This window comes from Streptomyces sp. NPDC031132, from assembly GCF_055570595.1.
Genome location: NZ_JBVIGX010000001.1, coordinates 165278 through 189425, shown reverse-complemented (window position 1 = coordinate 189425; position 24148 = coordinate 165278). Strand labels below are relative to the sequence as shown.

Below are 24148 nucleotides of genomic sequence, written 5' to 3'. Positions count from 1 at the left end.
TCTCCCCGCCACCGGCGGCTACGCCGCCAGGAGGGGGCTTGCGTGGTGGTGCAGCCAGGCGCGGTACGGCGGTGTGCGGAGGGCAGCTTCGCGGTAGGCCGCCCGGAGGTCTTCGAAGACCTCGGCATGCGCGCCGGGCCGCGTGGCGAGCAGCAGCCGGACCGCCAGGGGGTCGCCGGACAGCGGCCTGATCGCCATGTCGTCGCGCGGCCCGGAGGTCGGCTGGCAGGGGGCCACCGCCTCGCCGGAGACGATCAGCGAGGTCGCGGTGTGGTAGTCGGCGTGCAGGACGGGCGGGTCCAGCCCGGCCCCGGCGAACACCCTTCGCAGGCCGTCCCATTCGCCGTCCACGGAGGGGTCGACCGTCCACCGGTCGGCCGCCAGGTCCTGTAACTCCACCACCGGCCGGCGCGCCGCCGGATGGTCCCGGGACATCGAAACGAACTGCGGCTCCCGCTCCATCAGGACCCTCAGCTCCAGCCCGGCCGGCACCCGCAGCGGGCTGCCCTCCACCTCGTGGACGAACGCCACGTCCAGCTGCCCCGAAGCGACCATCCGCAGCAGGGCGTTGGCCGAAACGTCCACCATCAGCGAGGTCTCGAAGTCCGGCATCCGCCGGTGGATCCGGCGCAGCCACCCCGGTATCGCGCGGCTGGCGGTGGAGCCGATGTTCAGCCGCGGCCCGCGGGCCAGCGCCCTGGCCTCGGCGACGAGTGCGGCCATCTCGGCCAGCAGCGGGCGGGCCCGGCCCAGGACCGTGCGGCCGAAGGGGGTGGGCCGGCAGCCGGTGCGCTCGCGCAGGAACAGCTCGCCGTCCAGGGCGCGTTCGATGCGCTGCAACTGGGTCGTCAGGGAGGGCTGGCTCACGCCGAGCTGCCGCGCGGCTTTGTGCAGACTGCCGGCGTCGGCAATGGCGCACAGTGCGCGCAGGTGCCTCACCTCGAGCTCCATGACCCGAGAGTAGGCCGGTCCCGGCGGAGCGCACCAGCCACTGATACCCCACCGAATCCCGCCATTCTCATGGAAGTTGACCTTCCGAAATCTCACCGATAGGCCGGCGTTATCGGTGGCTGACATCATCCGCCGGCCGCTCCCGCTCCCGCAGACTCCGGTACCGAACGACCCACCCCCCACCGGATTCGAGTAGGAGCCCCCCACATGCGCCGCTCCCGTATGTCCCGAAAGGCCGTACTGGCCGCCACCGTCGGCCTCGGCCTCGCGGCCGCCCTCGGCGTCGTCCCCAACGCCAGCGCCGCCTCCGCCTCCGCGCCCGTCGGCAATGCCGCGACGTACGCGGCGTACGAGCACTCGCAGGAGAACCAGGACGCCAACCGCGCCTTCTTCGAGGCCGTGCAGCGCTCGGTCGCCGAGCAGCGCGCCGCGAACCCGGGTGTCCTCGCGGTGACCGTCACCTACAACACGCGCAACGCGCCCAGCTTCCGCAGCCAGATATCCCGCTCGACGCAGATATGGAACAGCTCGGTCTCGAACGTGAAGCTGCAGGAGGTGTCCTCCGGCGGGAACTTCTCGTACTACGAGGGCAACGACTCACGCGGTTCGTACGCGAGCACGGACGGCCACGGCCGGGGCTACATCTTCCTCGACTACCGGCAGAACCAGCAGTACAACTCCACCCGGGTGACCGCGCACGAGACCGGCCACGTGCTGGGTCTGCCGGACCACTACTCGGGCCCCTGCTCCGAGCTGATGTCGGGCGGCGGCCCGGGCACCTCGTGCCAGAACGCCACCCCGAACAGCACGGAGCGCTCGCGCGTGGACCAGCTGTGGCGCAACGGGCTGGCCGCGTCGGGACTGGGCTCGAAGAGCTGACGAGCTAAGGCAGCTTTCCCACCTCGGGTACGTATTCCGCGCAGTCCGGGTTCCGGCAGGGACCCGGCACCCACTCCGGAATGAAGATCCCCAGCGCCTTGCGCCGCCGGATGACGGTTTCGACGGGGCGCCCGCAGACCGGGCACGCGAGCTGTTCGTGCGCGGTCTGCGGGTCCACCGGCTCGGGCGGGTGCGGGTGCGGGTGGCGCCGATCCTGCTGTTGGTGCTGTTCACCGGCCATACCTCCACGGTAGGCCGGTTCCGCGCGTTCGGCCGGTTTCATCGCTTGCGAAAGTGCTGCGCTCGCAGTGGTCAGTGCGAACGGGATGACGTCGTCCCCTGCGCCTTGCGCCACATCGGCCACATCAGCGGCCCCTCCGGCAGCTGCACCGCCTCGCCCGTGAACTCCCAGCCGAGCCGTTCGTACAGCTTCTTGCTGCGCTCGCTGCTCGCCTCCAGGTACGCCGGCACGCCCTCGCGGTCGCAGCGCTCGAGCACCGGCCGCATCAGCTCGGTCCCGAGCCCCTCGCCCTGCCGGCCCGGGGCGACCGCGATCATCAGCAGGTACTCGTGCTCCTCGGCGGTCGGGTGCACCGCACCCGTCAGCCGGCCGACCAGCTCGCAGCGCTCGTTGTCGGGGTCGGCGACCGCGCGCATCTTCGCCGGGATCTCGTCCTCCCCCTCCGGCTCGCCGGCCGGGATCCGCAGCCACAGCGCCGCCGCCGAGCCGTCCACCGCGTAGTCGATCCTGCCCTCGGCCAGCGCCACGTCCACGAAGACGCCCAGGAACCTTCCGTGCACCGCGGCCCGGTGCTCCGGATCCGGGAAGACCCAGCTGCTCACCGGGTCGGTGCGGAAGGCCTCGTCGAGCAGTCGCGCCACCGCGTCCCGGTCCGACTGATCCGCCTGACGTATCTCCAGCGCCACTGGTCACACCCTTCGCTCACGTTTCAACTGCCGTGGGCGATCCTAGAGTTGGCGCCGAAACGGCGGAAAGCCCCGTTCCGGCACGATGCAGTGCCGGAACAGGGCTTGCGTACGGGGCTGGGTACGGCCCTGTCCGCGCTACGGGCTCACCGGGTCCGCCGGGTGACGAACTCCGCCAGTGCCAGCAGCCCGCCCGCCGCCCCGAGGTCCGGTACGGCCCGGGACAGCAGCTGGACCGCCCGGCCCATCCGGTCCGCGGCATGGGCCTGCGCCCAGTCGCGCCCGCCGGCCCGGTCCACCGCGTCGGCGGCCTTCCGCACGTCCTCCTCGGCCATGGGCCCCGCGTACAGGGCCGCCAGCTCCTCGCCGGCCGCGGTGCCCGAGGTGAGGGCGGCGACGACCGGAAGGGACTTCTTGCGGGCGATCAGATCGGCCCCGGCGGGTTTGCCGGTGTGCCCCGGATCCCCCCAGATGCCGATCAGGTCGTCGATCAGCTGGAAGGCCAGCCCGGCCTCCCGCCCGAAGGCGTCCATCGCGTCGACCTCGTCCGGCCCGGCGCCGGCGTAGAGCGCGCCGAGCGCACAGGCGCAGCCCAGCAGGGCCCCGGTCTTGGCCGTCGCCATGGTCAGGCACTCGTCGAGCGAGACGTACGGCCGCTGCTCGAAGGCGCAGTCCGCCTGCTGGCCGGCGCACAGCTCGATGACGCAGGCCGCGAGCCGCGCCGAGGCCTGCGCCGAGGCGGGGTGCGGATCCTCCGCCAGCAGCCGCAGCGCGAGCGCCATCATGGCGTCGCCGGTGATGATCGCGTCCGGTATTCCGAAGACGGTCCAGGCCGTGGGCCTGCCCCGGCGCTTCGTGTCCTTGTCGATGACGTCGTCGTGAAGCAGCGTGAAGTTGTGCGCGAGCTCCACGGCCACCGCCGCCCGTACCGCGCCTTCGGCGGCCTTGTCGTCCGGGCCCCGCAGGGCCTGGGCCGCGGCGAGCACGAGGGCGGGGCGGATGGCCTTGCCCGCGTTGCCCGCGGCCGGGGTGCCGTCCGCGTGCTCCCAGCCGAAGTGGTACATCGCCACGCGCCGCATCGAGCCCGGGAGGTGCTCGACCGTGCGGCGCAGTTCCGGGTTGACCGTTTCTCTTGTCCGCTCCAGCAGGGCCGCGGCCTCCTGCCCCTCGCCGGTCGTGATCGCCTCAGTGGTGCCCATGGCGTGTCCCCCGATCCCGGGTCGTGGTGCTCGGCCGGCGCTCAGCGCCAGCGGGCGATCTCGACGTTCTCCAGGATGCCGAGCGCGTCCGGCACGAGCACCGCGGCGGAGAAGTAGGCGGTGACCAGGTACGAGATGATCGCCTGCTCGCTGATCCCCATGAAGCGCACCGACATGCTCGGCTCGATCTCGTCCGGGATCCCCGGCTGGTGGAGGCCGATGACGCCGGACTCGTCCTCGCCGGTGCGCATGCAGAGGATGGACGTGGTGCGGGCGTCGCTGATCGGGATCTTGTTGGACGGGAAGATCGGCACCCCGCGCCAGGACGGCACCCGGTGCCCGTCGACGTCGATCGTCTCCGGGTACAGGCCGCGCTTGTTGCACTCGCGGCCGAAGGCGGCGATGGCCTTGGGGTGGGCGAGGAACAGCTTGGAGCCGCGCCGCATGCTGAGCAGCTGGTCCATGTCGTCGGGGCTGGGCCCGCCGTCGTGCGGCTGGATGCGCTGGTCGTAGTCGGCGTTGTGGAGCAGGCCGAAGTCGCGGTTGTTGAGCATCTCGTGCTCCTGGCGCTCGCGCAGCGCCTCGACCGTGAGCCGCAACTGCTGCTCGGTCTGGTTCATCGGCTGGTTGTAGAGGTCGGCGACGCGCGTGTGCACCCGCAGGACCGTTTGTGCAATGGAGAGTTCGTACTCGCGCGGCCTGGCCTCGTAGTCCACGAAGGTGCCGGGGAGGACGGCCTCGCCCTGGTGGCCGGCGGAGAGGTCGATCGCGGCCTCGCCGTACTTGTTGGTGCGCTGGGCGGGCAGGGACCGCTGGGCCTCGACGTGCGCGCGCAGCGAGTCGACCCGGTCGGCGAGGAGCTGGAAGTCCTGGCGGGACAGGACGAGCGCGGTGCCGGAGGTGACGGCGCGGGCGGTGTACTCCCAGATCGCCTCCTCGTCGACGAGGGAGTCCTCGCCGAAGTACGCGCCGTCGGCGACGGTCCGCAGGACCGCGTCCTCGCCGTAGGGGCCGGGGCCGACCTGGTCGATGCGTCCATGGGCGAGCAGGAACACCTGGTCGGAGGCGCTCCCGAAGGAGGTCAGCTCCTGGCCGGCCTCGAAGTCGACCTGCCGGCACCGCTGGGCGAGCTCGGAGAGCACGTCCAGGTCCTCGTAGGTGCGCAGCAGCGGGAGCTCGCCGAGCTCGGCCGGGATGACCTGGACCTGGGTCCCGGTCTTGATGAACTCCACGCGTCCGTCGCCGACCGAGTAGCTCAGGCGCCGGTTCACCCTGTACGTGCCGCCCTGGACGGACACCCACGGGAGCATCTTCAGGAGCCACCGCGAGGTGATCTCCTGCATCTGTGGCGCGGACTTGGTCGTGGTTGCCAAGTTCCGCGCGGCCGATGTCGCAAGACTCCGCTGCGGTGTCTGGACCTCGGGTTCGGAACCTGCCTGGACCGACATGTGTTTCCCTTTCGATCACTCCATGGATCTGCGGGATGCAGCCTTCCAGTACGGAACGTGGTGGGACCATTACACAAAAGGGTGGGACTACTCCGTCAGGGCGTGGGCACTCTTTGGAGTTCATCTCCTTCACTCGAGGCTCCTCCCGCCCCACCGGTTCCGGCCATCCGGCCCCTGGGGCCCCGCCGAGCACCGTTTAATTTGCATGCAAGATGCGAGTTTTTCTAGGGTGGGGGCCATGCGGCTGACCCGATTCACCGACCTGGCGCTGCGCGTCCTGATGCGCCTGGCCGTCGCGGAGGCGGACCTCCCGACCACGCGCGACGTGGCGGCGACCATGGAGGTCCCGTACACGCACACGGCGAAAGTGGTCGCCAGGCTGCAGCATCTCGGCCTGGTCGAGGCGCGGCGCGGCCGCGGCGGCGGGCTCGCCCTGACCGCCGCCGGGCGGGCCGCCTCGGTGGGCGGAGTGGTCCGCGAACTGGAGGGTGCGGGCGACGTCGTGGACTGCGACGGCACCACCCCCTGCCCGCTGCGCGGGGCCTGCGTCCTGCGGGGCGCGCTGCGCCGGGCCCAGGAGGCCTTCTTCGCCGCACTGGACCCGCTGACGGTGAACGACCTGGTCGCGGCACCCACCGGCCCGCTCCTGCTGGGCATTGCGGGCGGCCCGCCCGGGCGGGCCGACATTCCCTGACCCGGGGGCCGGATGGCCGGTTCCCACCACGGGCCGCCAACGGCCCGAACGGGTGTGCCCACACCCAAAAATACGCATCTCTGATACCAATTAAACGAAAACACCGACGAGGAGCTCCGGATGCTGTCCGAGAAGTCGACCGAGACCGTACGCGCCACCCTGCCCGCCGTCGGCGCGGCCATGGGCGACATCGCCGAACTCTTCTACGCGAAGCTGTTCGCGGCCCACCCGGAGCTGCTGCGCGACCTGTTCAACCGCGGCAACCAGAACACCGGCCTCCAGAAGCAGGCCCTCGCCGGTTCCGTCGCGGCCTTCGCGACCCACCTCGCCACCCACCCGGACACCCGCCCCGACCTGATGCTGCACCGCATCGCGCACAAGCACGCCTCCCTCGGCGTCACCCGCGAGCAGTACCCGGTCGTCCACCGCCACCTCTTCGCGGCGATCGCAGAGGTCCTCGGCGAGGCGGTCACCCCCGAGGTGGCCGAGGCCTGGGACGAGGTCTACTGGCTCATGGCCAACGCCCTGATCGCCATCGAGGAGCGGCTCCACGCCGAGCAGCAGGTCCCCGCCGGCGACGTCTGGCGCACCTGGACGGTCGCCGCCCGCATCGAGGAGACCGCCGACTGCACCACCTTCCACCTGACCCCGGCGGACGGCTCCCCGGCCCCCTCCTCCCAGCCCGGCCAGTACGTCTCCGTCCAGGTCGAACTGCCCGACGGGGCACGCCAGATACGCCAGTACAGCCTCTCCGGCGCCCCCGGCGGCCCGGTCCGCTCGATCACCGTCAAGCGGGTCCACGGCCCGGCCGCCGCGGGCCCGGACGGCGAGGTCTCGAACCACCTCCACACCCGGATCGCGACCGGCGACACCCTGCGGGTCTCGGCCCCGTACGGCGACCTGGTCCTGCGCGACTCCGCCGGCCCGGTCCTGCTCGCCTCGGCCGGGATCGGCTGCACCCCGATGCTGTCGATGCTGGCGCACCTCGCCGACACCGGGCACGCGGCCCCGGTGACCGTCCTGCACGCCGACCGCTCCCCCGCCGAGCACGCGCTGCGGTCCGACCACCGGGCGCTGACGCACAAGCTGCCCGACGCCTCGGCCCGCTTCTGGTACGAGGCCGGCGCCGAGCCGGGCGACGGCGAGGGCCGCCTGGACCTCTCCGACGTCACGGTGGCCCCGGGCACCACGGCGTACCTGTGCGGGCCGCTCCCCTTCATGCGGGCCGTCCGCGCACAGCTGCTGGCCAAGGGGGTCCCGGCCGCGGACATCCACTACGAGGTGTTCGGCCCGGACCTGTGGCTGGCGTCGGCCCCGGCCTCCGCGTAACTCCCGTGACGGGTGGGCCGGTCGGGACGAGTGTCCGGATCGGCTCGCTCACTGTACGAAGGCACTAGCCCGGAAGAACCGCCTCCACTACACCGGAGAGCAACGAGATGGACACGCAAGGTGACCATCGCGCACCCGGAGAGGAGGCGGCCATGTCCGCACCCATGTCCGCGGACCGGTTCATCGGCGCACTGCGGAACGAGGGTCTGACCGTCGTCGAGGTCGGCGCCTGGCGCACCCACAACCGCAACCACAAGGGCCCGTGGGGCCCGGTGAACGGGGTGATGATCCACCACACCGTCACGCACGGCACCGCGTTCACCGTCGCCCTCTGCCGCGACGGTGACGACGCCCTGCCCGGCCCGCTCTGCCACGGCGTGATCACCAAGGACGGCCGGGTCCACCTGGTCGGCTACGGCCGCGCCAACCACGCCGGGGCGGGCGACTCCGACGTGCTGGCGGCGGTGATCGCCGAGAAGCGGCTCCCGCCGGACCGCCGCGCGAACACCGACGGCAACCCGCACTTCTACGGCTTCGAGTGCGAGAACCTCGGCGACGGCGACGACCCCTGGCCGGAGGTCCAGCTCGACGCCATGGCCCGTGCGGCGGCAGCCGTCTGCCGGGTCCACGGCTGGACCGAACGCTCGGTGATCGGCCACCTCGAATGGCAGCCCGGCAAGCCCGACCCGAGGGGCTTCACGATGGACGCGTTCCGCGCCCGGGTCGGCGAACGCCTGAAGTAGGCGACGCTCGGCGACGTGCTCCTCGGGTGCACGACAGTACGCCGGCCGGCGGCCGACGCTCCGTCGGCGATCACCGTGATCGCCCGGATCCTGCCCGCGCACCGCGGGCAGGCCTTCGGCACCGCGCTCTGCACCCCTGGCCTCGCGCAAGCGCTCGAACTCGTCCCCGCTCCCGACGCGATCGAGACGATCGTCCTGCTCTCGTAGCCGCTGGGTGTGGTGCACGGGCAGCGAGTCGAGTGACGGCACACTTCCCCGTCGCTGCACGCTCTCGCGTTCTGCGTCACCGGCTGCGATACGCACGGCCAATGGGTGTCCGTCAGCGCGTGGTCAGCCGAGGTACGGCGCGGGTCGGCGCTCCAAGAAGTGTTGGAGGCGCAGGCGTTGGGTGTGGTGCACGGGCAGCGCGGCGAGCTCGGCCGGCGCCACGAACCGGAGTTCCGTGCTCTCGTCCGACAAGGACAGCTCTCCGCCCGTGATGCGGGCCGTGAAGCAGACGTTGAACTGGCGCCTGATCTCGCCGTCGCTGTATTCGATGATGTGGCGAGGGTCCGTATACGTACCGACCAGTCCCGTGATCTCCACGTCGAGCCCGGTCTCCTCCTTGACCTCACGGACGGCCGTGCCGGGCAGCGAGTCGCCCAGGTCCATCCCTCCGCCGGGCAGCGCCCACAGGTCGTTGTCCCGTCGCCGTTGCAGCAGGATGCGGCCCTCGCCGTCGGTAACCACCGCCGATGCGGCCACGACCATGCTGTTCGGCTGGGGCGCGTGAGGATCGTCGTAGTACTCGGTCCGGGCCATCCGGTCATGCCTCCACGGGGAGCGCCGTCTCCCACACGGCATCGAAGCTCTCCGCGTAGGTGTCGAACATGCCGCCGGAGTCGTGACGGCGAAGGTGCCACACGGGCGCACCGTACGCCTCCTGCCCTCGCTGCCGGACGTTCTCGCTGTCCGCATCACCGACTGCGATGCGTACCGCGCAGCCGTCGGCAGCACGCTCCCGCAGGAGATCGTTCCCACCGCCCGAAGGGTGTGGGCGGGGCTCTGACGTGCGACGGCACGGGCAGGAGCGCCCACAATGGACGGGTGAATCGCCCCGCGAACGTTGACGTGCTCTTGCAGCCACGCCCGCCGTCCCCCTTGCTGGAGGTTCGTGACGAGCGGTTCGGGCAGTACGGGGTGCGGCTGCTGCTGAAGCGGGACGACCTCGTGCATCCCGAGCTTCCCGGCAACAAGTGGCGCAAGCTCGCGCCGAATCTGCGGGCCGCCGTCGAGGGGGGCTTCCCCGGGGTGGTGACCTTCGGCGGGGCGTACTCGAACCACCTGCGGGCCACCGCGGCGGCCGGACGGCTGCTCGGGATGCCGACCGTCGGGATCGTCCGCGGCGACGAGCTCGCCGGCCGGCCCCTCAACGACTCGCTGGCCCGGTGCGCGGCGGACGGGATGCGGCTCCACTTCGTCACGCGCTCGGAGTACCGCCGCAAGGCCGAGCCCGAGGTGCTCGCCCGGCTGCTGGCGGGGGCCGGCGCGGCCGGCTCGTACGTCGTCCCCGAGGGCGGCAGCAACGCCCTCGCCCTGCAGGGGTGTGCGGAGCTCGGGCGCGAGTTGCGCGGCATGTCCGAGGTGGTTGCGGTGGCCTGCGGTACGGGCGGCACGCTGGCCGGGCTCGCGGCGGGGCTGGGCCCGGGGCAGCGGGCGCTGGGCGTGCCCGTCCTGGCGGGTGAGTTCCTGGGGGCGGAGATACGTTCCCTCCAGCAGGCGGCCTTCGGGGGCCCGGCCGGGCTCTGGAGCCTGGCGGAGGGCTTCCACCACGGGGGCTATGCGCGGGTCCCGGCGCTGCTGGAGGCGTTCGCCGCCGACTTCGAGGAGCGGCACGGGTTTCCGGTGGAGCGGATCTATGTGGCCAAGCTGCTGTGGGCCCTGGCGGCGCTGACGGAGTCGGGCAGCTTCCCCCCGGGCACGACCCTGACCGCTGTCGTGACCGGGCGTCCGTAGCCCGCTGCGCGGGGCCCTCTCCCCACCCCGCCCTTCCCCGTTCCCCGGGGCTGCGCCCCGGACCTCTGGGGGTCCGCCCCCAGACCCCCGCGCCCCGAACGCCGGCGGGGCTGGGTTCGGCTCCGGCCGGAGCCGCGCGCGTCGCACGCCGGCGAAGCTGAGGGGGCGTGGTCAGGCCGCCTCCTCGCGGAACGCCGCCGCCTCCTCCAGGTCCAGCCTGCGGAGCAGGCCCCGGAGCATCTCGTCGTCGATGCGGCGGTGGTCCCGCAGGGTCACGAACACCTCCCGCTCGGCCGCGATCATCTCCCGCGCGAGGCGCCGGTAGACGTCGTCCGCCGATTCGCCCGTGACCGGGTTGACCTCCCCCAGCCGCTCCCACACCGCGTTGCGCCGCCGCTCCATGACCGTACGGAGCCGCTCCGCCAGCGGCGGCGGCAGCGCGTTCTCCGGCTCCGCCAGCAGCTCCGCCAGCCGGTCCTCCGCCGACCGGGAGGCCTCGCTCTGGGCCTGCGCCTCCGCCAGCGTCTCCGCGTGCAGGTCCCGCGGGGGCAGCCGCAGCAGCCGGATCAGCGGCGGCAGCGTCAGGCCCTGCACCACCAGCGTGCCGATCACCGTCGTGAAGGTCAGGAAGAGGATCAGGTTCCGGTGCGGCACGCTCATAGGGATCGAGAAGGCGATCGCCAGCGACACCACCCCCCGCATCCCGGCCCAGCCCACGATCACCGGCGCCTTCCAGGTGGTGTCCGGCTCCCGGTTGCGGATCCGCTCCGACAGCCGCGGCACGAAGGTCGCCGGGAACACCCACACGAAGCGGGCCACCACCACCGCCAGGAACACCGCCAGCGCGTACCAGGCCGCGTGCCAGCCCTCGTACTCCTCGAGCCCCTTCAGGACCACCGGCAGCTGGAGGCCGATCAGCGCGAAGACCAGCGACTCGAGGATGAAGGCGACCATCTTCCACACCGCCTCCTCCTGCAGCCGGGTCGCGAAGTCGACCTGCCAGTTGCGGTGCCCGAGGTACAGCGCCACCACGACCACCGCGAGCACGCCCGAGGCGTGCACCCGCTCGGCCGCCGCGTACGCCACGAACGGGATCAGCAGCGACAGCGTGTTCTGCAGCAGCGGCTCCCGCAGCCGCTTGCGCAGGTGGTGGATCGGCACCATCAGCACCAGGCCCACCCCGACGCCCCCCACCGAGGCCAGCAGGAACTCCGCGATCCCGCCCGCCCAGCCGGCGCTCACCCCGATCGCCGCGGCCAGCGCCACCTTGTACGCGGTGATCGCGGTGGCGTCGTTGACGAGCGACTCGCCCTGCAGGATGGTCGTGATCCGGTTCGGCAGCCCCAGCTTGCGGGCGATCGCCGTCGCGGCCACCGCGTCGGGCGGCGCGATCACCGCGCCCAGCACCAGCGCCACCGGCAGCGACAGGCCCGGCACCACCAGGTACGCCGCGTACCCCACGGCGAGCGTCGCGAAGAGCACGTATCCGACCGACAGCAGCGCGACGGGCCGTACGTTGGCCCGCAGGTCCAGGTACGAGCTGTCCACCGCGGCCGTGTACAGCAGCGGCGGGAGCAGCAGCGGCAGGACGATGTGCGGGTCGAGGGCGTACGAAGGCACGCCCGGGACGTACGAGGCCATCAGACCGGCGGCGACCAGCAGCAGGGGCGCGGGCACCCGGGTCCAGCGGGCGGCCCCCGCAACCATCGCGCTGCCCGCCACCAGCGCCACCAGCGGCAATACCTCCATCGAAGATCCACCCTCGCTCGTCGTCGCTGATCGGCATTCGTCCTGCGGCGCCCGCACGTCAGTACGCTGGCCATCATGAGCGAGTGCACCCACGTTGCCGAACTGCCGCGCCCCGAGCCTGTCCCGGCTGCCCTGACCTGCCCTGAATGTCTGGTGCTCGGCAGCCATCCGGTGCAGTTGCGGATGTGTCTGGGGTGCGGGTACGTGGCGTGCTGCGACTCCTCACCGCACCGGCACGCCACGGCGCACCATCAGAGCACCGGTCACCCGGTCATGCGAAGCTTCGAACCGGGCGAGACGTGGCGGTGGTGTTTTGTCGACGGTTCGATCGTCTGAACCGGGGTAGGTCAACCCTCCGCCGGTTCCCCTGATTTGGGCCCGCAGACCCCTAGCCACTGTGCGTACCCATGGGCTTACCATCAGTCACTGGCCGTGGGCGGGGGTGTCTGGAACGGGTGTCATGAGGGGTGCCGCGACACGATCGCCCGGATCGCGGTAGCGTCACCGGCGAACAGAGCTCGTACCACCTTGGAGGTGAGGGTGTCCCAGATCGCAGGCGAGCCCGGGACCCAGGACTTCGTGGAAGTCCGGCTGCCCGCTGCGGGTGCCTACCTGTCGGTGCTGCGAACGGCCACGGCCGGCCTCGCGGCACGTTTGGACTTCACCCTCGACGAGATCGAGGACCTCCGCATCGCGGTGGACGAGGCCTGCGCGATCCTGCTTCAGCAGGCCGTGCCGGGCTCCGTCCTCAGCTGCGTGTTCCGGCTGGTCGACGACTCGCTCGAGGTGACCGTCTCGGCGCCGACCACGGACGGACGTGCGCCCGAGCGCGACACGTTCGCCTGGACCGTCCTGTCGGCGCTGGCCGGCAAGGTCGAGTCCACCGTCGAGGAGGACAAGACGGTGAGCATCAGCCTCTACAAACAGCGCGGCGCGGGTCCAGGCCCGGCGTGAGCGGCGGGGAGATCCCGGTGCGGGGCGGGGATCGGCCCCGGGTACGGCACGAGGTCGACGGCGGCATCCCGGAGCAGCATCACGCCCGGCCGCACCCGGCTGACGCGGATGCGGAAGACGGCTTTTTGGACTCGGCGGAGCGACGGGCGGGCCCTATGAGCGAGAACCAGCACGAAGAACCACAATCCTCACAGCCACCCGGGGCCGCTGCCACGACCCCGGACACGGAGCCGGAACCGGCGCCGGCGCTGCCGGTACTGCCGGTGTCCACGGCGCTGCCCGATCCGCGCGACCGCAGCGGGGCGCGGGCCCTGTTCATCGAGCTGCGGGCGCTGCCCGACGGCTCGGTGGAGAAGGCGGAGCTGCGCAACCGGCTCGTGCGGATGCACCTGCCGCTGGTCGAGCACCTCGCCCGGCGGTTCCGCAACCGCGGTGAGCCGCTGGACGACCTGACGCAGGTCGCCACGATCGGCCTGATCAAGTCGGTGGACCGGTTCGATCCGGACCGCGGGGTCGAGTTCTCCACGTACGCGACGCCCACCGTGGTCGGCGAGATCAAGCGGCACTTCCGCGACAAGGGCTGGGCGGTGCGCGTACCGCGGCGCCTGCAGGAGCTGCGGCTCTCGCTGACCACCGCCACGGCGGAGCTGTCCCAGCAGCACGGCCGCTCCCCCACGGTCCACGAGCTCGCGGAACGGCTCGGGATCTCCGAGGAGGAGGTGCTGGAGGGGCTGGAATCGGCCAATGCCTACAGCACGCTCTCGCTGGACGTCCCGGACACCGACGACGAGTCGCCGGCCGTCGCGGACACCCTGGGCGCCGAGGACGAGGCCCTGGAAGGGGTCGAGTACCGCGAGTCGCTCAAGCCGCTCCTGGAGGGACTGCCCCCGCGGGAGAAGCGGATCCTGCTCCTGCGGTTCTTCGGCAACATGACCCAGTCGCAGATCGCGCAGGAGGTCGGCATCTCACAGATGCACGTCTCGCGCCTGCTGGCCCGCACCCTGGCCCAGCTGCGCGAGAAGCTCCTGGTCGAAGAGTAGGAGTACGGGTACGAGTACGGGCCGCAGGGGTCGCGGTGCTCGTACCGAGTGCCGGGTCTGCCGGGGCTATCGGGCCTGCTCGCCGGGCCCGATTCCCAGCGCCTCGGTCGCCGTCGGGTTCACCAGCAGGGCCACGACGGCCACCGCGGCCACGGCCAGCGCCACGGCGGCGGCGATCATCGCCCCGCCCGTGGAGTACAGGGTCCACGCCACCGGCAGCGCCATCAGCTGGGTGATCAGCGCGGGCCCGCGGCTCCAGCGGCGGCCCAGGCGCAGCCCGCGGGCCGCGATCAGCGGCAGCACGGCGAGCGCGAGCAGGGTGATCCCGCCGGTCTCGGCCTGCTGCGGGGAGTCGGGGTCGCCGGCGATGCCCACGACCAGCATGTAGACGCCGAGGCCGGCCAGGGCCAGGCCCTCCAGGGCGGTCAGCGCGGCGGCGGCGGTGAGCCGTCCGGGCAGCGGGGCGGTCGGCTGGGCCGGGGCGGGGGTGGGCTTCGTACTCACCACAGCAGGGTAGCCGCGCGCCCGCAGCCCCGGAGGGGACGGGCAGTATGGGCTGCATATGAACGGGTCGGTAGGCTGGCGGTCATGCGTGCACTTCTCGTGGCCAACCCAGCAGCGACGACCACCAGTGCGCGCACGCGCGATGTCCTGACCCATGCCCTGGCCAGCGAGATGAAGCTGGAAGCGGTGACCACCGAGTACCGCGGGCACGCCCGGGACCTGGGCCGCACGGCGGCCGAGAACGGCATCGACCTCGTCGTGGCGCTCGGCGGCGACGGCACGGTCAACGAGGTGGTCAACGGGCTGCTGCACAACGGGCCCGATCCGGAGCGGCTGCCCCGGCTGGCGGTGGTCCCCGGCGGCTCGACCAATGTGTTCGCCCGCGCGCTCGGGCTGCCCAACGACGCGGTCGAGGCGACCGGCGCCCTGCTGGACGCACTGCGGGAGCAGCGCGAGCGGACGGTGGGCCTCGGGCTGGCGGCCGGCACCCCGGGCACCGAGGACGAGTCGGTTCCGGCGCGCTGGTTCACGTTCTGCGCGGGCTTCGGCTTCGACGCGGGGGTGGTGGGCCGGGTCGAGCAGCAGCGGGAGCGCGGCAAGCGTTCGACGCACGCCCTGTACGTACGACAGCTGATGCGTCAGTTCTGGGACGACCCGAACCGGCGCCACGGCACGGTGACGCTGGAGCGCCCCGGCGCGGATCCCGTCACGGGCCTGGTGCTGTCGATAGTCTGCAACACCTCGCCGTGGACGTATCTGGGCAATCGCCCGCTTTATGCCTCTCCGGAGGCGTCGTTCGATACTGCGCTTGACGTATTGGCACTCAATCGTTTGTCAACTCCGGCCGTCGCCCGCTACGCCACACAGCTCCTGACCTCGACTCCTGAGCGGGGTCCGCACGGCAAGCACGCAGTGTCTCTGCACGATCTGACCGACTTCACCTTGCATTCGAAGGTTCCCCTTCCGTTCCAGATGGACGGAGACCACCTCGGTCTGCGCACCAGCGTTCGGTTCACAGGCGTACGCCGTGCACTGCGTGTGATTGTGTGAGTGGAAGGGCCCAAAGTCCTTTCACTCGAACGTTTACACGCCGGTCCACCCTCACGATGTAGGGCTGTGACCTAGTAGACACCGACGAATCAAAAAAAACTTTCCGGAAGGGGTTGTATCCCCGTCCGAGGTTTGCGAATCTCTTCATGGCGATCGGGACAGCCCGCAGAACCCGGCACCCACACAGACCGCCAGAACCCCTCCACGAGTCCCTGACTGACCTTCCAGGAAACTGGCTGGTCGCCCTTCCCTCACGGGGGGATTCGTGAAAGCGTTCACATTCACAAGCAACCTGCCCGCAATACAAGGAGATGGAGCAGCCATGGACTGGCGTCACAACGCCGTTTGCCGCGAGGAAGACCCGGAACTCTTCTTCCCCATCGGCAACACCGGTCCTGCGCTGCTGCAGATCGAGGAAGCCAAGGCCGTCTGCCGCCGCTGCCCCGTCATGGAGCAGTGCCTGCAGTGGGCGCTCGAGTCCGGTCAGGACTCCGGCGTCTGGGGCGGTCTCAGCGAGGACGAGCGCCGCGCGATGAAGCGCCGCGCCGCTCGCAATCGGGCGCGCAACGCCACCGCCTGACATCGACTTTCGAGCCTCGAGCCGCAGCGCGTAGCAACACCTGACAAGCGCTCAGCAACGTGCTCTTGAGCCCCGGACCGAGAACCTTCGGTCCGGGGCTCAGTGCTGTCCGGGGTACGTTCCGTCACACAGCGTGATTACTTCTGCGGGCTGACCGGGACGTCGAGGACGACCTTGGTGCCGCGCGGTTCGGCCCGGAGCATGTCGAACGTGCCGCCGAGCTCGCCCTCCACGAGGGTCCGTACGATCTGCAGCCCGAGGTTGCCGGCGCGCTGCGGGTCGAAGCCCTCGGGCAGACCGGAGCCGTCGTCGAGCACCGTGATCAGCAGCCGGCCGTCGGCGCGGCCGGTGCCGGTGCGGGTCGCGGAAACCTCCACCCGGCCGCCCTCCCCCTGGGTGAAGGCGTGCTCCAGGGCGTTCTGGAGGATCTCGGTCAGCACCATCGACAGCGGAGTGGCGACCTCCGCGTCCAGGATCCCGAACCGGCCGGTACGCCGGCATTCCACCTTGCCCGGCGAGATCTCGGCGACCATCGCGATGACGCGGTCGGCGATCTCGTCGAACTCGACGCGCTCGTCCAGGTTCTGAGAGAGCGTCTCGTGCACGATCGCGATCGATCCGACACGGCGCACGGCTTCGTTGAGCGCTTCGCGGCCGCCCTCGGAATCCATCCGGCGGGCCTGCAGCCGCAGCAGCGCAGCCACGGTCTGCAGGTTGTTCTTCACCCGGTGGTGGATCTCCCGGATGGTCGCGTCCTTGGTGATCAATTCGCGTTCGCGACGGCGCAGTTCCGTGACGTCCCGGCACAGGACGAGGGAGCCGATCCGGGTGCCCTTGGGCTTGAGCGGGATGGCGCGCAGCTGGATGACCCCGCTGTTGCCCTCGATCTCGGTCTCGCGCGGGGCCCAGCCGCTGGCGAGCTTGACGATCGCCTCGTCCACCGGGCCGCGGGAGGGGGCGAGTTCGGCGGTGGTGGTGCCGAGGTGCTGGCCGACGAGGTCGGCGGCGAGCCCGAGCCGGTGGTAGGCGGAGAGCGCGTTCGGGGAGGCGTACGTGACGACCCCGTCGGCGTCGAGCCGGATCAGGCCGTCGCCCGCCCGCGGGGAGGCGTCCATGTCCACCTGCTGGCCGGGGTACGGGAAGGTACCGGCGGCGATCATCTGGGCCAGGTCGGAGGCGGACTGGAGGTAGGTGAGTTCCAGCCGGCTGGGTGTACGCACAGTGAGCAGGTTGGTGTTCCGGGCGATCACTCCGAGTACCCGGCCCTCGCGGCGCACCGGGATGGACTCGACGCGGACGGGCACCTCCTCGCGCCACTCGGGGTCGCCCTCGCGCACGATCCGGCCCTCGTCGAGCGCGGCGTCGAGCAGCGGGCGGCGGCCCCGCGGCACCAGGTGGCCGACCATGTCGTCCTGGTACGAGGTGGGGCCCGTGTTGGGGCGCATCTGTGCGACCGAGACGTACCGGGTGCCGTCGAGGGTGGGAACCCACAGCACGAGGTCGGCGAAGGAGAGGTCGGAGAGCAGCTGCCACTCCGAGACCAGCAGGTGGAGCCACTCCAGGTCGGTTTCACTGAGAGCGGTGTGCTGACGTACGAGGTCGTTCATGGAGGGCACGGGGCGAGCGTACCCCGGGTAGGGGCCATGACTTTCCCCACGGCGACTACTCAGGAGTATCCAGGAGGGGCTCGGTCCGCGTACTGTTGGAGGAAGTGACGGGATGGCAGAGCCCGTCATTGGATGGACAGAACAGAATGGTCTAGTCCACAATTGACGTAAGCTTCCGCCCTCCCCGCACAGGAGGACGGAACGAGGTAAGCCGCGCGCTCTGCCCTGACTGCGCGGGACCTCCCACCGGCCGCCGGGAACCGCACACCCTGTGGCCGTAAGTACTCCGGGCTACGGTGCCGGACGGGCTGAGGGTCCCGTCCCGGCACCGTGGCCCAGAGGAATTTCCGAGCGGAATTCTTTCGGGGCGGAACCTTCGGGGCGCGGTCGCCCGCTCACCGCGACCGCCTACTGCGGCCAGGCCCCCATCGCCAGTTCCGCCACCGCTTCCAGTTCTTCCCGGCTCGCCCCGTCGCGCGACTGCTGGGACATCCCCACGAGCACCGCCAGCGCGTAGCGGGCCAGCGCCTGCGCGTCCGTGCCGGCAGGCAGCGCCCCGGAGGCGACGTCCGCCCGTATCCTCTGCTCGAACATCTCCAGGTTGGCGTTGCGGCGCTCACGCAGGGCCTGGGCCACCTCCTGCGAGGTGGTGTTGACGGCCGCGCTGATCACCAGGCAGCCCGGCGGGTGGGCCGGGTCGGTGTAGATCTCGGCCGCCTCGCGCAGGACGCGCCGCAGGCCGGCCCGGGCGGTGGGCTCCTCGGCCAGGGCCGCGCCCGCGAAGTCGGCGTAGCGGCCGCCGTAGACCACCACGACCTCGTCGAACAGCTTGCGCTTGTCGCCGAAGGCGGCGTACAGGCTGGGCGCGCTGATGCCGAGCGAGGCGGTCAGGTCGGAGATCGAGGTCGCCTCGTAGCCGCGCTCCCAGAAAGCGAGCATCGCCTTGTCGAGGGCGGCGCCGCGGTCGAAGGAGCGGGGCCTGCCGCGCTGTCCGGTCACCATGCGCTCATTCTATAGCGGGCGTTATGGAATCTGGTACGGTCCCTTTCTGTAGCGACCACTATCAAATTCTGAAGCGGGGCGCGTCATGGGCGTGCTCGAGGGGAAGACGGCACTGGTCACGGGCGGCAGCCGGGGCATCGGGCGGGCGGTGGCCGAGCGGCTGGCCCGGGACGGGGCGCTGGTCGCCGTGCACTACGGGCGGAACGAGGAGGCGGCGAAGGAAACGGTCGCGGCCATCGGGGCGGCCGGCGGGCGGGCCTTCGCGATCGGGGCCGAGCTCGGGGTTCCGGCTGACGCGCAGGCCCTGTGGGCCGCGTACGAGGCGCACCCGCTGCACACCGACGCGGTCGACATCCTGGTGAACAACGCGGGCGCCGCCACGTTCGCCGGCATCGCGGACACCGACGAGGAGACGTACGACCGGGTGCACGCGCTCAACGCGAAGGCGCCGTTCTTCGTGATCAGGCACGGGCTGGCGCGACTGCGGGACGGGGGCCGGATCGTCAACGTGACCGGCACCCCGGAGATCGCCCTGCCCGCGATCCTGGCCACGATCACGGCCAAGGGCGCGGTGAACGCGCTGACCCGGTCCCTGGCCGCCGAGCTGGCCCCGCGCGGGATCACCGTGAACTCGGTGGGCCCCGGCATCACGGACACCGACCTCAACGCGGCCTGGCTGGCGGACCCGGCGGCGCGGGCGCACGCGTCTTCGCGCTCGGTCTTCGGGCGGGTGGGCACGGCCGATGAAGTCGCCGACGTGGTGGCGTTCCTGGCCTCGGCGGACTCCCGCTGGGTGACCGGCCAGCACCTGGACGCCACCGGCGGGCTGCAGCTCGCGCTGCTCTGAGCGGAGCCGACGCGCCGGGGACGGGGAACCGGACCACCATGGGAGGGAGGGGAGTGGGCGGAGACCGGCCTGGGGCGGCCTCTCCTCTGCTAGATTGGTCTATACCACACCGTCCCACTCCAGATCGGCAGGCCCCGCGTGGAAGTTGTCATCGTCCCGGACGCCAAGGCAGGCGGCGAGCTCATAGCGGAGGCCATGGCCGCCCTGGTCCGGCGCAAGCCCGACGCCCTGCTCGGCGTGGCGACCGGCTCCACCCCGCTGCCCGTATACGAAGCCCTGGCCGCCAAGGTGAAGGCCGGCGAGGTCGACGCCTCCCGGGCCCGCATCTGCCAGCTCGACGAGTACGTCGGCCTGCCTGCCGGGCACCCGGAGTCGTACCGCGCCGTCGTGCTCCGCGAGGTCGTCGAGCCGCTCGGGCTGTCCGAGGCCGCCTTCATGGGCCCCGACGGCTCCGCCGCAGACGTGGTGGCGGCGTGCGAGGCGTACGACCGCGCACTGGCGGAGGCCGGCGGCGTGGACCTCCAGCTGCTCGGCATCGGCACCGACGGGCACATCGGCTTCAACGAGCCCTGCTCCTCGCTGGCCTCCCGCACCCGCATCAAGACGCTGACGGAGCAGACGCGCGTCGACAACGCGCGCTTCTTCGACGACGACATGGCCCAGGTCCCGCACCACGTCATCACCCAGGGCATCGGCACGATCCTGGACGCCCGCCACCTGGTGCTGCTCGCCACCGGCGAGGGCAAGGCGGAGGCCGTCGCGCAGACCGTCGAGGGGCCGCTGTCGGCCCTGGTCCCGGCGTCTGCGCTGCAGCTGCACCGGCATGCGACGGTGGTCGTGGACGAGGCCGCGGCGTCCAAGCTGAAGCTGGCGGACTACTTCCGGCACACCTACGCCAACAAGCCCGCGTGGCAGGGGCTTTAGGCGGCACCTCCCCCACGCGCACGAAGGGCCGGGCTCCCGTTTCGGGTGCCCGGCCCTTCTTCGTCCGCAGTACGTCCGGCCGCTGCGCGGGGGTCCAGGTCCGGAGCCCCCGGCAGCCGGTACTAGACCCCCGCGATGATCTCCGCAGCGGCGGCACCGCAGACGCGCCCGGCTCCGTGCGTCGCGATGTACAGCGCGCCGCGGGGCTCGGCCCGGGGGACGCCCATCTCCACCACCACCGTGTCCGGCCGCGCAGCGACCAGCGCGTCCAGGACCTGCACCATCCACGGGTGGCGGTGCGCGTCGCGGACCACCGCCACGACGGTGCGTTCGCCCGCCGCCGCCAGGACGTCCGCGGCCGTGGCGCCCTCCGGGAACACCCCGGACCCCGTCCCCGGTACCAGCGCGGCCAGTTCGGCGGCCACGCCCCACGGGGTCTCGTCGCCCACCGCGATGTTGGCGACGGGCGCGAGCGTGGCGACGTACGGGGCGGACACGGGCGCGGCGGTGCCGGAGACGACCACCGCGCGGCGGGCCGCCGCCAGGCCGATGCCGGGCGCGCTCCCCTCCAGCGGCGCGCCCGGCGCGGCGGCGGCCCGGGCCTGCCGGGTCCATCCGGCCAGCGCCCGTACCCGCGCGGCGGCGTCGGCGAGCCGCTCCTGCGGCAGCGCGCCCTCCCGTACGGCCGCCACCAGCGCATCGCGCAGCCGGAGCACGGTGGCCTCGTCGGCGAGCCCGCCGCCGACGCAGATCGCGTCGGCGCCGGCCGCGATGGCGAGGACCGAGCCGCGCTCGATGCCGTACGTCCCGGCGATGGCGTTCATCTCCATGCCGTCGGTGACGATCAGGCCCTCGTAGCCGAGCTCCTTGCGCAGCAGGCCGGTCAGGATCTGCGGGCTGAGCGTGGCCGGGCGGGTCGGGTCGAGGGCGGGCACCAGGATGTGCGCGCTCATCACGGCCTTGGTGCCGGCCGCGATGGCCGCCTTGAACGGGACCAGTTCGCGGGCCACCAGCGTGTCCAGGTCCACGTTGATGCGCGGCAGCGCGTGGTGCGAGTCGACGTTCGTGTCGCCGTGGCCCGGGAAGTGCTTGGTGCACGCGGCGACGCCGGCGGCCTGGAGGCCCTCGACGTAGGCGGCGGTGTGCCGGGCGGCGAGGTGGGTGTCGGCGCCGAAGGACCGTACGCCGATGACCGGGTTGTCCGGGTTGGAGTTGACGTCGGCGGACGGGGCCCAGTTGAGGTTGACCCCGCACTCGGCGAGGCGGCGGCCGAGTTCGCGGGCCACGTCCCGGGTCAGCGCGGTGTCGTCGACGGCGCCGAGGGCCAGGTTGCCGGGGAAGGACGAGCCGCCGCGGACCTCGAGGCGGGTGACGTCGCCGCCCTCCTCGTCGATGGCGACGAGGACGTCGTCGCGCTCGGCGCGCAGCCGCGCGGTGAGCGCGGCGAGCTGCTCGGGCGAGGCGATGTTGCGGCCGAAGAGGCCGACGGCGGTGAGGCCTTCGCCGATCTGGCGGAGCAGCCATGCCGGGGCGGTGGTGCCCTCGAAGCCGGGCTGGAGGACCGCGAGGGCGTCGCGGGTGAGCTGATCGTCCGCATCAGACGCAGTGACGCGGTGCGCAAGGACAGTCATGGGCCGTTATCCCTTCACGGCGCCGGCGGTCATGCCGCCGACGGCCTTGCGCTGGAGGAAGACGAAGATCACCAGGACCGGGACCGCGAACAGCGAGGACGCGGCCATCGTGGCGCCCCAGTCGTTGCCGAAGGCGGTCTGGAACTGGGTCAGCCACAGGGGCAGGGTCTGGGCGGTCTTGTCCTTGTTGAGGATCAGGACCATCGCGAACTCGTTCCAGGCGGTGATGAAGCCGAAGAGCGAGGTGGACATCAGGCCGGGGGCCAGCAGCGGGAAGATCACCTTGCGGAAGGCCTGGCCGCGGGTGCAGCCGTCGATCTGGGCGGCCTCCTCCAGCGTCACCGGGACGGCGGCGATGAAGCCGCGCAGGGTCCAGATGGTGAAGGGCAGGACCATCACGAAGTAGATCGCGGTCAGCAGCGGGAGGCTGTTCAGCATCTCGGCGTCGCGGGCGATCATGTACATCGCGATGACCATGACCTCCCAGGGGGCCATCTGCGCCATCATCACGCCGAGTACGAGGCCCTTACGGCCCTTGAACTTCATGCGGGCGATGGCGAAGCTCGCGGCGAGGGCGACGGCCAGGGCGAGGACGACGGCGCCGACGGTCACGATCAGGCTGTTCTGCACGTACGTCCAGAACAACTCGACGCCGGTGGCCTTGGTGAAGTTGTCCAGCGTCGGGGTGAAGACGAAGACGGGGTCCTTGGAGAGGATCTCCCCGGACGGCTTGAGGGCCGAGGAGAACATCCAGTAGACCGGGAAGACGAAGACCACGGCCAGGACGAGGGCGCCCAGGTTCTTCGCCACCGTGCCCGGGCGGAGCGGGCGGCGCGTGCGCAGCCGCTGTGCGGGCTTCTGGTGCTCCGGCGCGGCGGGTGCGGGCTTCGGCGCGGTGGTGGTGCTCACTGCTCCTCCTCCTGCTTCAGGATCAGGCGGAAGTAGAAGGACATGACGATCACGAGCATCACGATCGTCAGGACGGAGATGGCTGCCGCGAGCGCGTAGTGGCCCTGGCTCTGGCCCTCGACGAAGGCGAAGACGGGCAGGGTCTCGGAGGCGCGGTCGGGGCCGCCGCGGTTCATCGCGTAGACCTGGGTGAAGGCCTTGAAGACCCAGATCACCTCGAGGAACGTGGTGACGAGGAAGAACGGCTTGAGGTTCGGGAAGACGACCTGCCAGAACGTCTGCCAGCCGTTCGCGCCGTCCATCCGCGCGGCCTCGTACAGCTCGCCGCTGACGGTGGTCAGGCCGGCGTACATGTTGAGGGCGACGAAGGGGACGGAGCCCCAGACCACCAGGACCGTGACGATCACCAGGGTGGAGAAGCCGGACTCGAACCAGTTGTGCTGCTCGTAGCCGGAGAAGCCGAGGGTGCGCATGACCCAGTTCATGACGCCGAACTGCTCGTCGAACAGCCACTGGAAGACGGTGACGGACGCGACGATCGGCATGGCCCAGGCCATCACCAGGGCCATCGACAGGACCAGGCGCATCCACGTGCCGAGCCGGTTCAGCAGGATGCCGACGAGGCTGCCGATCAACATGATCAGCGCGACGTTGGCCGCGGTGAAGGCGAAGGTGCGCACGACGACGGTCCAGAAGTGCGCGTCGCCCAGCAGCTGGGTGTAGTTCTCGACGCCGTTGAAGGGCGCCTTCCGCTGGATGAACTCGATCTTGTCGACCTTCTGGAACGACAGGATCACGTTCTTGACCAGCGGGTACAGCAGCAGCGTGGCCAGGCTGAGGACCGCGGGCCCGATCAGGAGGTACGGCAGCCAGCCCGAGGGGAGCGACGTTCTGCCCCGGCGCGGAGACGAGGGAGGGGCCCCGGTGGTGGTGGGCGGCGGCGTCTGCTGCCGTCCGGCGGACTTCGGTGGTGCGTCCTGTGGAGCGGTCGCCGCTCCCTGGGAGTGCACGGTCATGTCTTGGTTACCTCGGCTGCGGTCGGGCGTCGCACGGGTCTGTCGATGCGCGACCGGGGGTGGGGGGGGGGGGGGGGGGGGGGGGGGAAAAGGAAGGGGGGGGGGGGGGGGGGGGGGGGGGGGGGGGGTTTTTTTTTTTTGGGTTGACCCACCTCGGTGAAGCGCCCCCC

The 24148-nt window shown here is 71.5% G+C and carries 26 protein-coding genes and 1 pseudogene; 13 read left to right on the top strand and 14 right to left on the bottom strand.

Features of this window, described 5'->3' with window-relative positions; genetic code table 11:
• Positions 1 to 18: 18 nt before the first annotated feature.
• Positions 19 to 951 carry a LysR family transcriptional regulator gene (locus tag ACZ49B_RS00890; RefSeq protein ID WP_468299154.1) on the bottom strand — a complete coding sequence of 311 codons (933 nt, stop codon included), beginning with the start codon at positions 949 to 951 and terminating at the stop codon, positions 19 to 21.
• 207 nt (positions 952 to 1158) lie between these two features.
• Between ACZ49B_RS00890 and snpA the strand changes: the two genes are divergently transcribed.
• Positions 1159 to 1830 (top strand): snapalysin, encoded by a 672-nt coding sequence (snpA, locus tag ACZ49B_RS00885; RefSeq protein ID WP_468299152.1) that lies wholly within the window; start codon positions 1159 to 1161, stop codon positions 1828 to 1830.
• Between the two features lie 4 nt (positions 1831 to 1834).
• Here the strand turns inward: snpA and ACZ49B_RS00880 are convergent, their stop codons facing one another.
• The 4 genes from ACZ49B_RS00880 to ACZ49B_RS00865 all read right to left on the bottom strand — a co-directional run bounded on the left by ACZ49B_RS00880 (position 1835) and on the right by ACZ49B_RS00865 (position 5404).
• On the bottom strand, positions 1835 to 2071 hold the full coding sequence (locus ACZ49B_RS00880) for a hypothetical protein (protein WP_468299150.1): 237 nt from the start codon (positions 2069 to 2071) through the stop codon (positions 1835 to 1837).
• A 71-nt stretch (positions 2072 to 2142) separates the two neighbouring features.
• Positions 2143 to 2757, bottom strand: a complete 615-nt coding sequence (locus ACZ49B_RS00875; RefSeq protein WP_468299148.1) for a GNAT family N-acetyltransferase — start codon at positions 2755 to 2757, stop codon at positions 2143 to 2145.
• 146 nt (positions 2758 to 2903) lie between these two features.
• On the bottom strand, positions 2904 to 3956 hold the full coding sequence (locus tag ACZ49B_RS00870; protein WP_468299146.1) for a family 2 encapsulin nanocompartment cargo protein polyprenyl transferase: 1053 nt from the start codon (positions 3954 to 3956) through the stop codon (positions 2904 to 2906).
• Positions 3957 to 3997: 41 nt separating this feature from the next.
• A complete protein-coding gene (locus ACZ49B_RS00865) occupies positions 3998 to 5404 on the bottom strand; it encodes a family 2B encapsulin nanocompartment shell protein (protein WP_468299144.1) in 1407 nt (468 codons plus the stop codon).
• A 238-nt stretch (positions 5405 to 5642) separates the two neighbouring features.
• Here ACZ49B_RS00865 and ACZ49B_RS00860 point away from each other — a divergent pair, with 238 nt between their 5' ends.
• From ACZ49B_RS00860 to ACZ49B_RS00845, 4 genes are all read left to right on the top strand, one after another.
• Entirely contained in the window at positions 5643 to 6098 is a 456-nt protein-coding gene (locus ACZ49B_RS00860) for an RrF2 family transcriptional regulator (protein WP_468299142.1), read from the top strand.
• A gap of 120 nt (positions 6099 to 6218) precedes the next feature.
• The gene (locus ACZ49B_RS00855) at positions 6219 to 7427 is read left to right on the top strand and encodes a globin domain-containing protein (RefSeq protein ID WP_468299140.1); all 1209 of its coding nucleotides are present in this window, start codon (positions 6219 to 6221) and stop codon (positions 7425 to 7427) included.
• A gap of 152 nt (positions 7428 to 7579) precedes the next feature.
• Positions 7580 to 8170 (top strand): N-acetylmuramoyl-L-alanine amidase, encoded by a 591-nt coding sequence (locus tag ACZ49B_RS00850; protein WP_468299138.1) that lies wholly within the window; start codon positions 7580 to 7582, stop codon positions 8168 to 8170.
• A gap of 15 nt (positions 8171 to 8185) precedes the next feature.
• Positions 8186 to 8377 carry a hypothetical protein gene (locus ACZ49B_RS00845; RefSeq protein ID WP_468299136.1) on the top strand — a complete coding sequence of 64 codons (192 nt, stop codon included), beginning with the start codon at positions 8186 to 8188 and terminating at the stop codon, positions 8375 to 8377.
• Between the two features lie 123 nt (positions 8378 to 8500).
• On the opposite strand, the gene ACZ49B_RS00840 is transcribed toward ACZ49B_RS00845, so the two are convergent.
• Positions 8501 to 8971, bottom strand: coding sequence for an NUDIX domain-containing protein (locus ACZ49B_RS00840; RefSeq protein WP_468299134.1), 471 nt, complete (start codon positions 8969 to 8971; stop codon positions 8501 to 8503).
• Positions 8972 to 8975: 4 nt separating this feature from the next.
• Positions 8976 to 9185: pseudogene (locus ACZ49B_RS00835) on the bottom strand (transcriptional regulator); the annotation flags it as partial.
• A gap of 71 nt (positions 9186 to 9256) precedes the next feature.
• On the opposite strand from ACZ49B_RS00835, the gene ACZ49B_RS00830 reads away from it, so the two are divergent.
• Positions 9257 to 10165, top strand: coding sequence for a 1-aminocyclopropane-1-carboxylate deaminase/D-cysteine desulfhydrase (locus tag ACZ49B_RS00830; RefSeq protein ID WP_468299132.1), 909 nt, complete (start codon positions 9257 to 9259; stop codon positions 10163 to 10165).
• 171 nt (positions 10166 to 10336) lie between these two features.
• Here the strand turns inward: ACZ49B_RS00830 and ACZ49B_RS00825 are convergent, their stop codons facing one another.
• On the bottom strand, positions 10337 to 11914 hold the full coding sequence (locus ACZ49B_RS00825; protein ID WP_468299130.1) for a Na+/H+ antiporter: 1578 nt from the start codon (positions 11912 to 11914) through the stop codon (positions 10337 to 10339).
• Between the two features lie 75 nt (positions 11915 to 11989).
• Between ACZ49B_RS00825 and ACZ49B_RS00820 the strand changes: the two genes are divergently transcribed.
• From ACZ49B_RS00820 to ACZ49B_RS00810, 3 genes are all read left to right on the top strand, one after another.
• Entirely contained in the window at positions 11990 to 12250 is a 261-nt protein-coding gene (locus ACZ49B_RS00820) for a UBP-type zinc finger domain-containing protein (protein ID WP_468299128.1), read from the top strand.
• Between the two features lie 204 nt (positions 12251 to 12454).
• On the top strand, positions 12455 to 12868 hold the full coding sequence (locus tag ACZ49B_RS00815) for an ATP-binding protein (RefSeq protein ID WP_030291315.1): 414 nt from the start codon (positions 12455 to 12457) through the stop codon (positions 12866 to 12868).
• A gap of 11 nt (positions 12869 to 12879) precedes the next feature.
• The gene (locus ACZ49B_RS00810) at positions 12880 to 13908 is read left to right on the top strand and encodes an RNA polymerase sigma factor SigF (protein WP_468299835.1); all 1029 of its coding nucleotides are present in this window, start codon (positions 12880 to 12882) and stop codon (positions 13906 to 13908) included.
• A gap of 66 nt (positions 13909 to 13974) precedes the next feature.
• On the opposite strand, the gene ACZ49B_RS00805 is transcribed toward ACZ49B_RS00810, so the two are convergent.
• Complete coding sequence (locus ACZ49B_RS00805; protein WP_468299125.1) at positions 13975 to 14412, bottom strand: hypothetical protein; 438 nt, start codon at positions 14410 to 14412, stop codon at positions 13975 to 13977.
• Positions 14413 to 14496: 84 nt separating this feature from the next.
• Between ACZ49B_RS00805 and ACZ49B_RS00800 the strand changes: the two genes are divergently transcribed.
• A complete protein-coding gene (locus tag ACZ49B_RS00800; RefSeq protein WP_053784624.1) occupies positions 14497 to 15462 on the top strand; it encodes a diacylglycerol/lipid kinase family protein in 966 nt (321 codons plus the stop codon).
• A 322-nt stretch (positions 15463 to 15784) separates the two neighbouring features.
• The gene (locus tag ACZ49B_RS00795; protein ID WP_004937597.1) at positions 15785 to 16042 is read left to right on the top strand and encodes a WhiB family transcriptional regulator; all 258 of its coding nucleotides are present in this window, start codon (positions 15785 to 15787) and stop codon (positions 16040 to 16042) included.
• A 137-nt stretch (positions 16043 to 16179) separates the two neighbouring features.
• Here the strand turns inward: ACZ49B_RS00795 and ACZ49B_RS00790 are convergent, their stop codons facing one another.
• On the bottom strand, positions 16180 to 17649 hold the full coding sequence (locus tag ACZ49B_RS00790) for a sensor histidine kinase (protein ID WP_053784791.1): 1470 nt from the start codon (positions 17647 to 17649) through the stop codon (positions 16180 to 16182).
• A gap of 408 nt (positions 17650 to 18057) precedes the next feature.
• Positions 18058 to 18651 (bottom strand): TetR/AcrR family transcriptional regulator, encoded by a 594-nt coding sequence (locus tag ACZ49B_RS00785; protein ID WP_468299123.1) that lies wholly within the window; start codon positions 18649 to 18651, stop codon positions 18058 to 18060.
• Positions 18652 to 18736: 85 nt separating this feature from the next.
• Between ACZ49B_RS00785 and ACZ49B_RS00780 the strand changes: the two genes are divergently transcribed.
• Both ACZ49B_RS00780 and nagB read left to right on the top strand, forming a co-directional pair.
• Positions 18737 to 19498 carry an SDR family NAD(P)-dependent oxidoreductase gene (locus tag ACZ49B_RS00780; protein WP_468299121.1) on the top strand — a complete coding sequence of 254 codons (762 nt, stop codon included), beginning with the start codon at positions 18737 to 18739 and terminating at the stop codon, positions 19496 to 19498.
• Between the two features lie 138 nt (positions 19499 to 19636).
• Positions 19637 to 20422: a glucosamine-6-phosphate deaminase gene (gene nagB / locus ACZ49B_RS00775; RefSeq protein WP_468299119.1), complete on the top strand. Its 786-nt coding sequence runs from the start codon at positions 19637 to 19639 to the stop codon at positions 20420 to 20422.
• Between the two features lie 122 nt (positions 20423 to 20544).
• On the opposite strand, the gene ACZ49B_RS00770 is transcribed toward nagB, so the two are convergent.
• The 3 genes from ACZ49B_RS00770 to ACZ49B_RS00760 form a co-directional block, all read right to left on the bottom strand.
• A complete protein-coding gene (locus tag ACZ49B_RS00770) occupies positions 20545 to 22053 on the bottom strand; it encodes a glycoside hydrolase family 3 protein (RefSeq protein ID WP_468299117.1) in 1509 nt (502 codons plus the stop codon).
• Positions 22054 to 22059: 6 nt separating this feature from the next.
• The gene (locus tag ACZ49B_RS00765; RefSeq protein WP_468299833.1) at positions 22060 to 22896 is read right to left on the bottom strand and encodes a carbohydrate ABC transporter permease; all 837 of its coding nucleotides are present in this window, start codon (positions 22894 to 22896) and stop codon (positions 22060 to 22062) included.
• 62 nt (positions 22897 to 22958) lie between these two features.
• Positions 22959 to 23978, bottom strand: a complete 1020-nt coding sequence (locus tag ACZ49B_RS00760; RefSeq protein ID WP_468299115.1) for a carbohydrate ABC transporter permease — start codon at positions 23976 to 23978, stop codon at positions 22959 to 22961.
• Between the last annotated feature and the right edge of the window lie 170 nt (positions 23979 to 24148).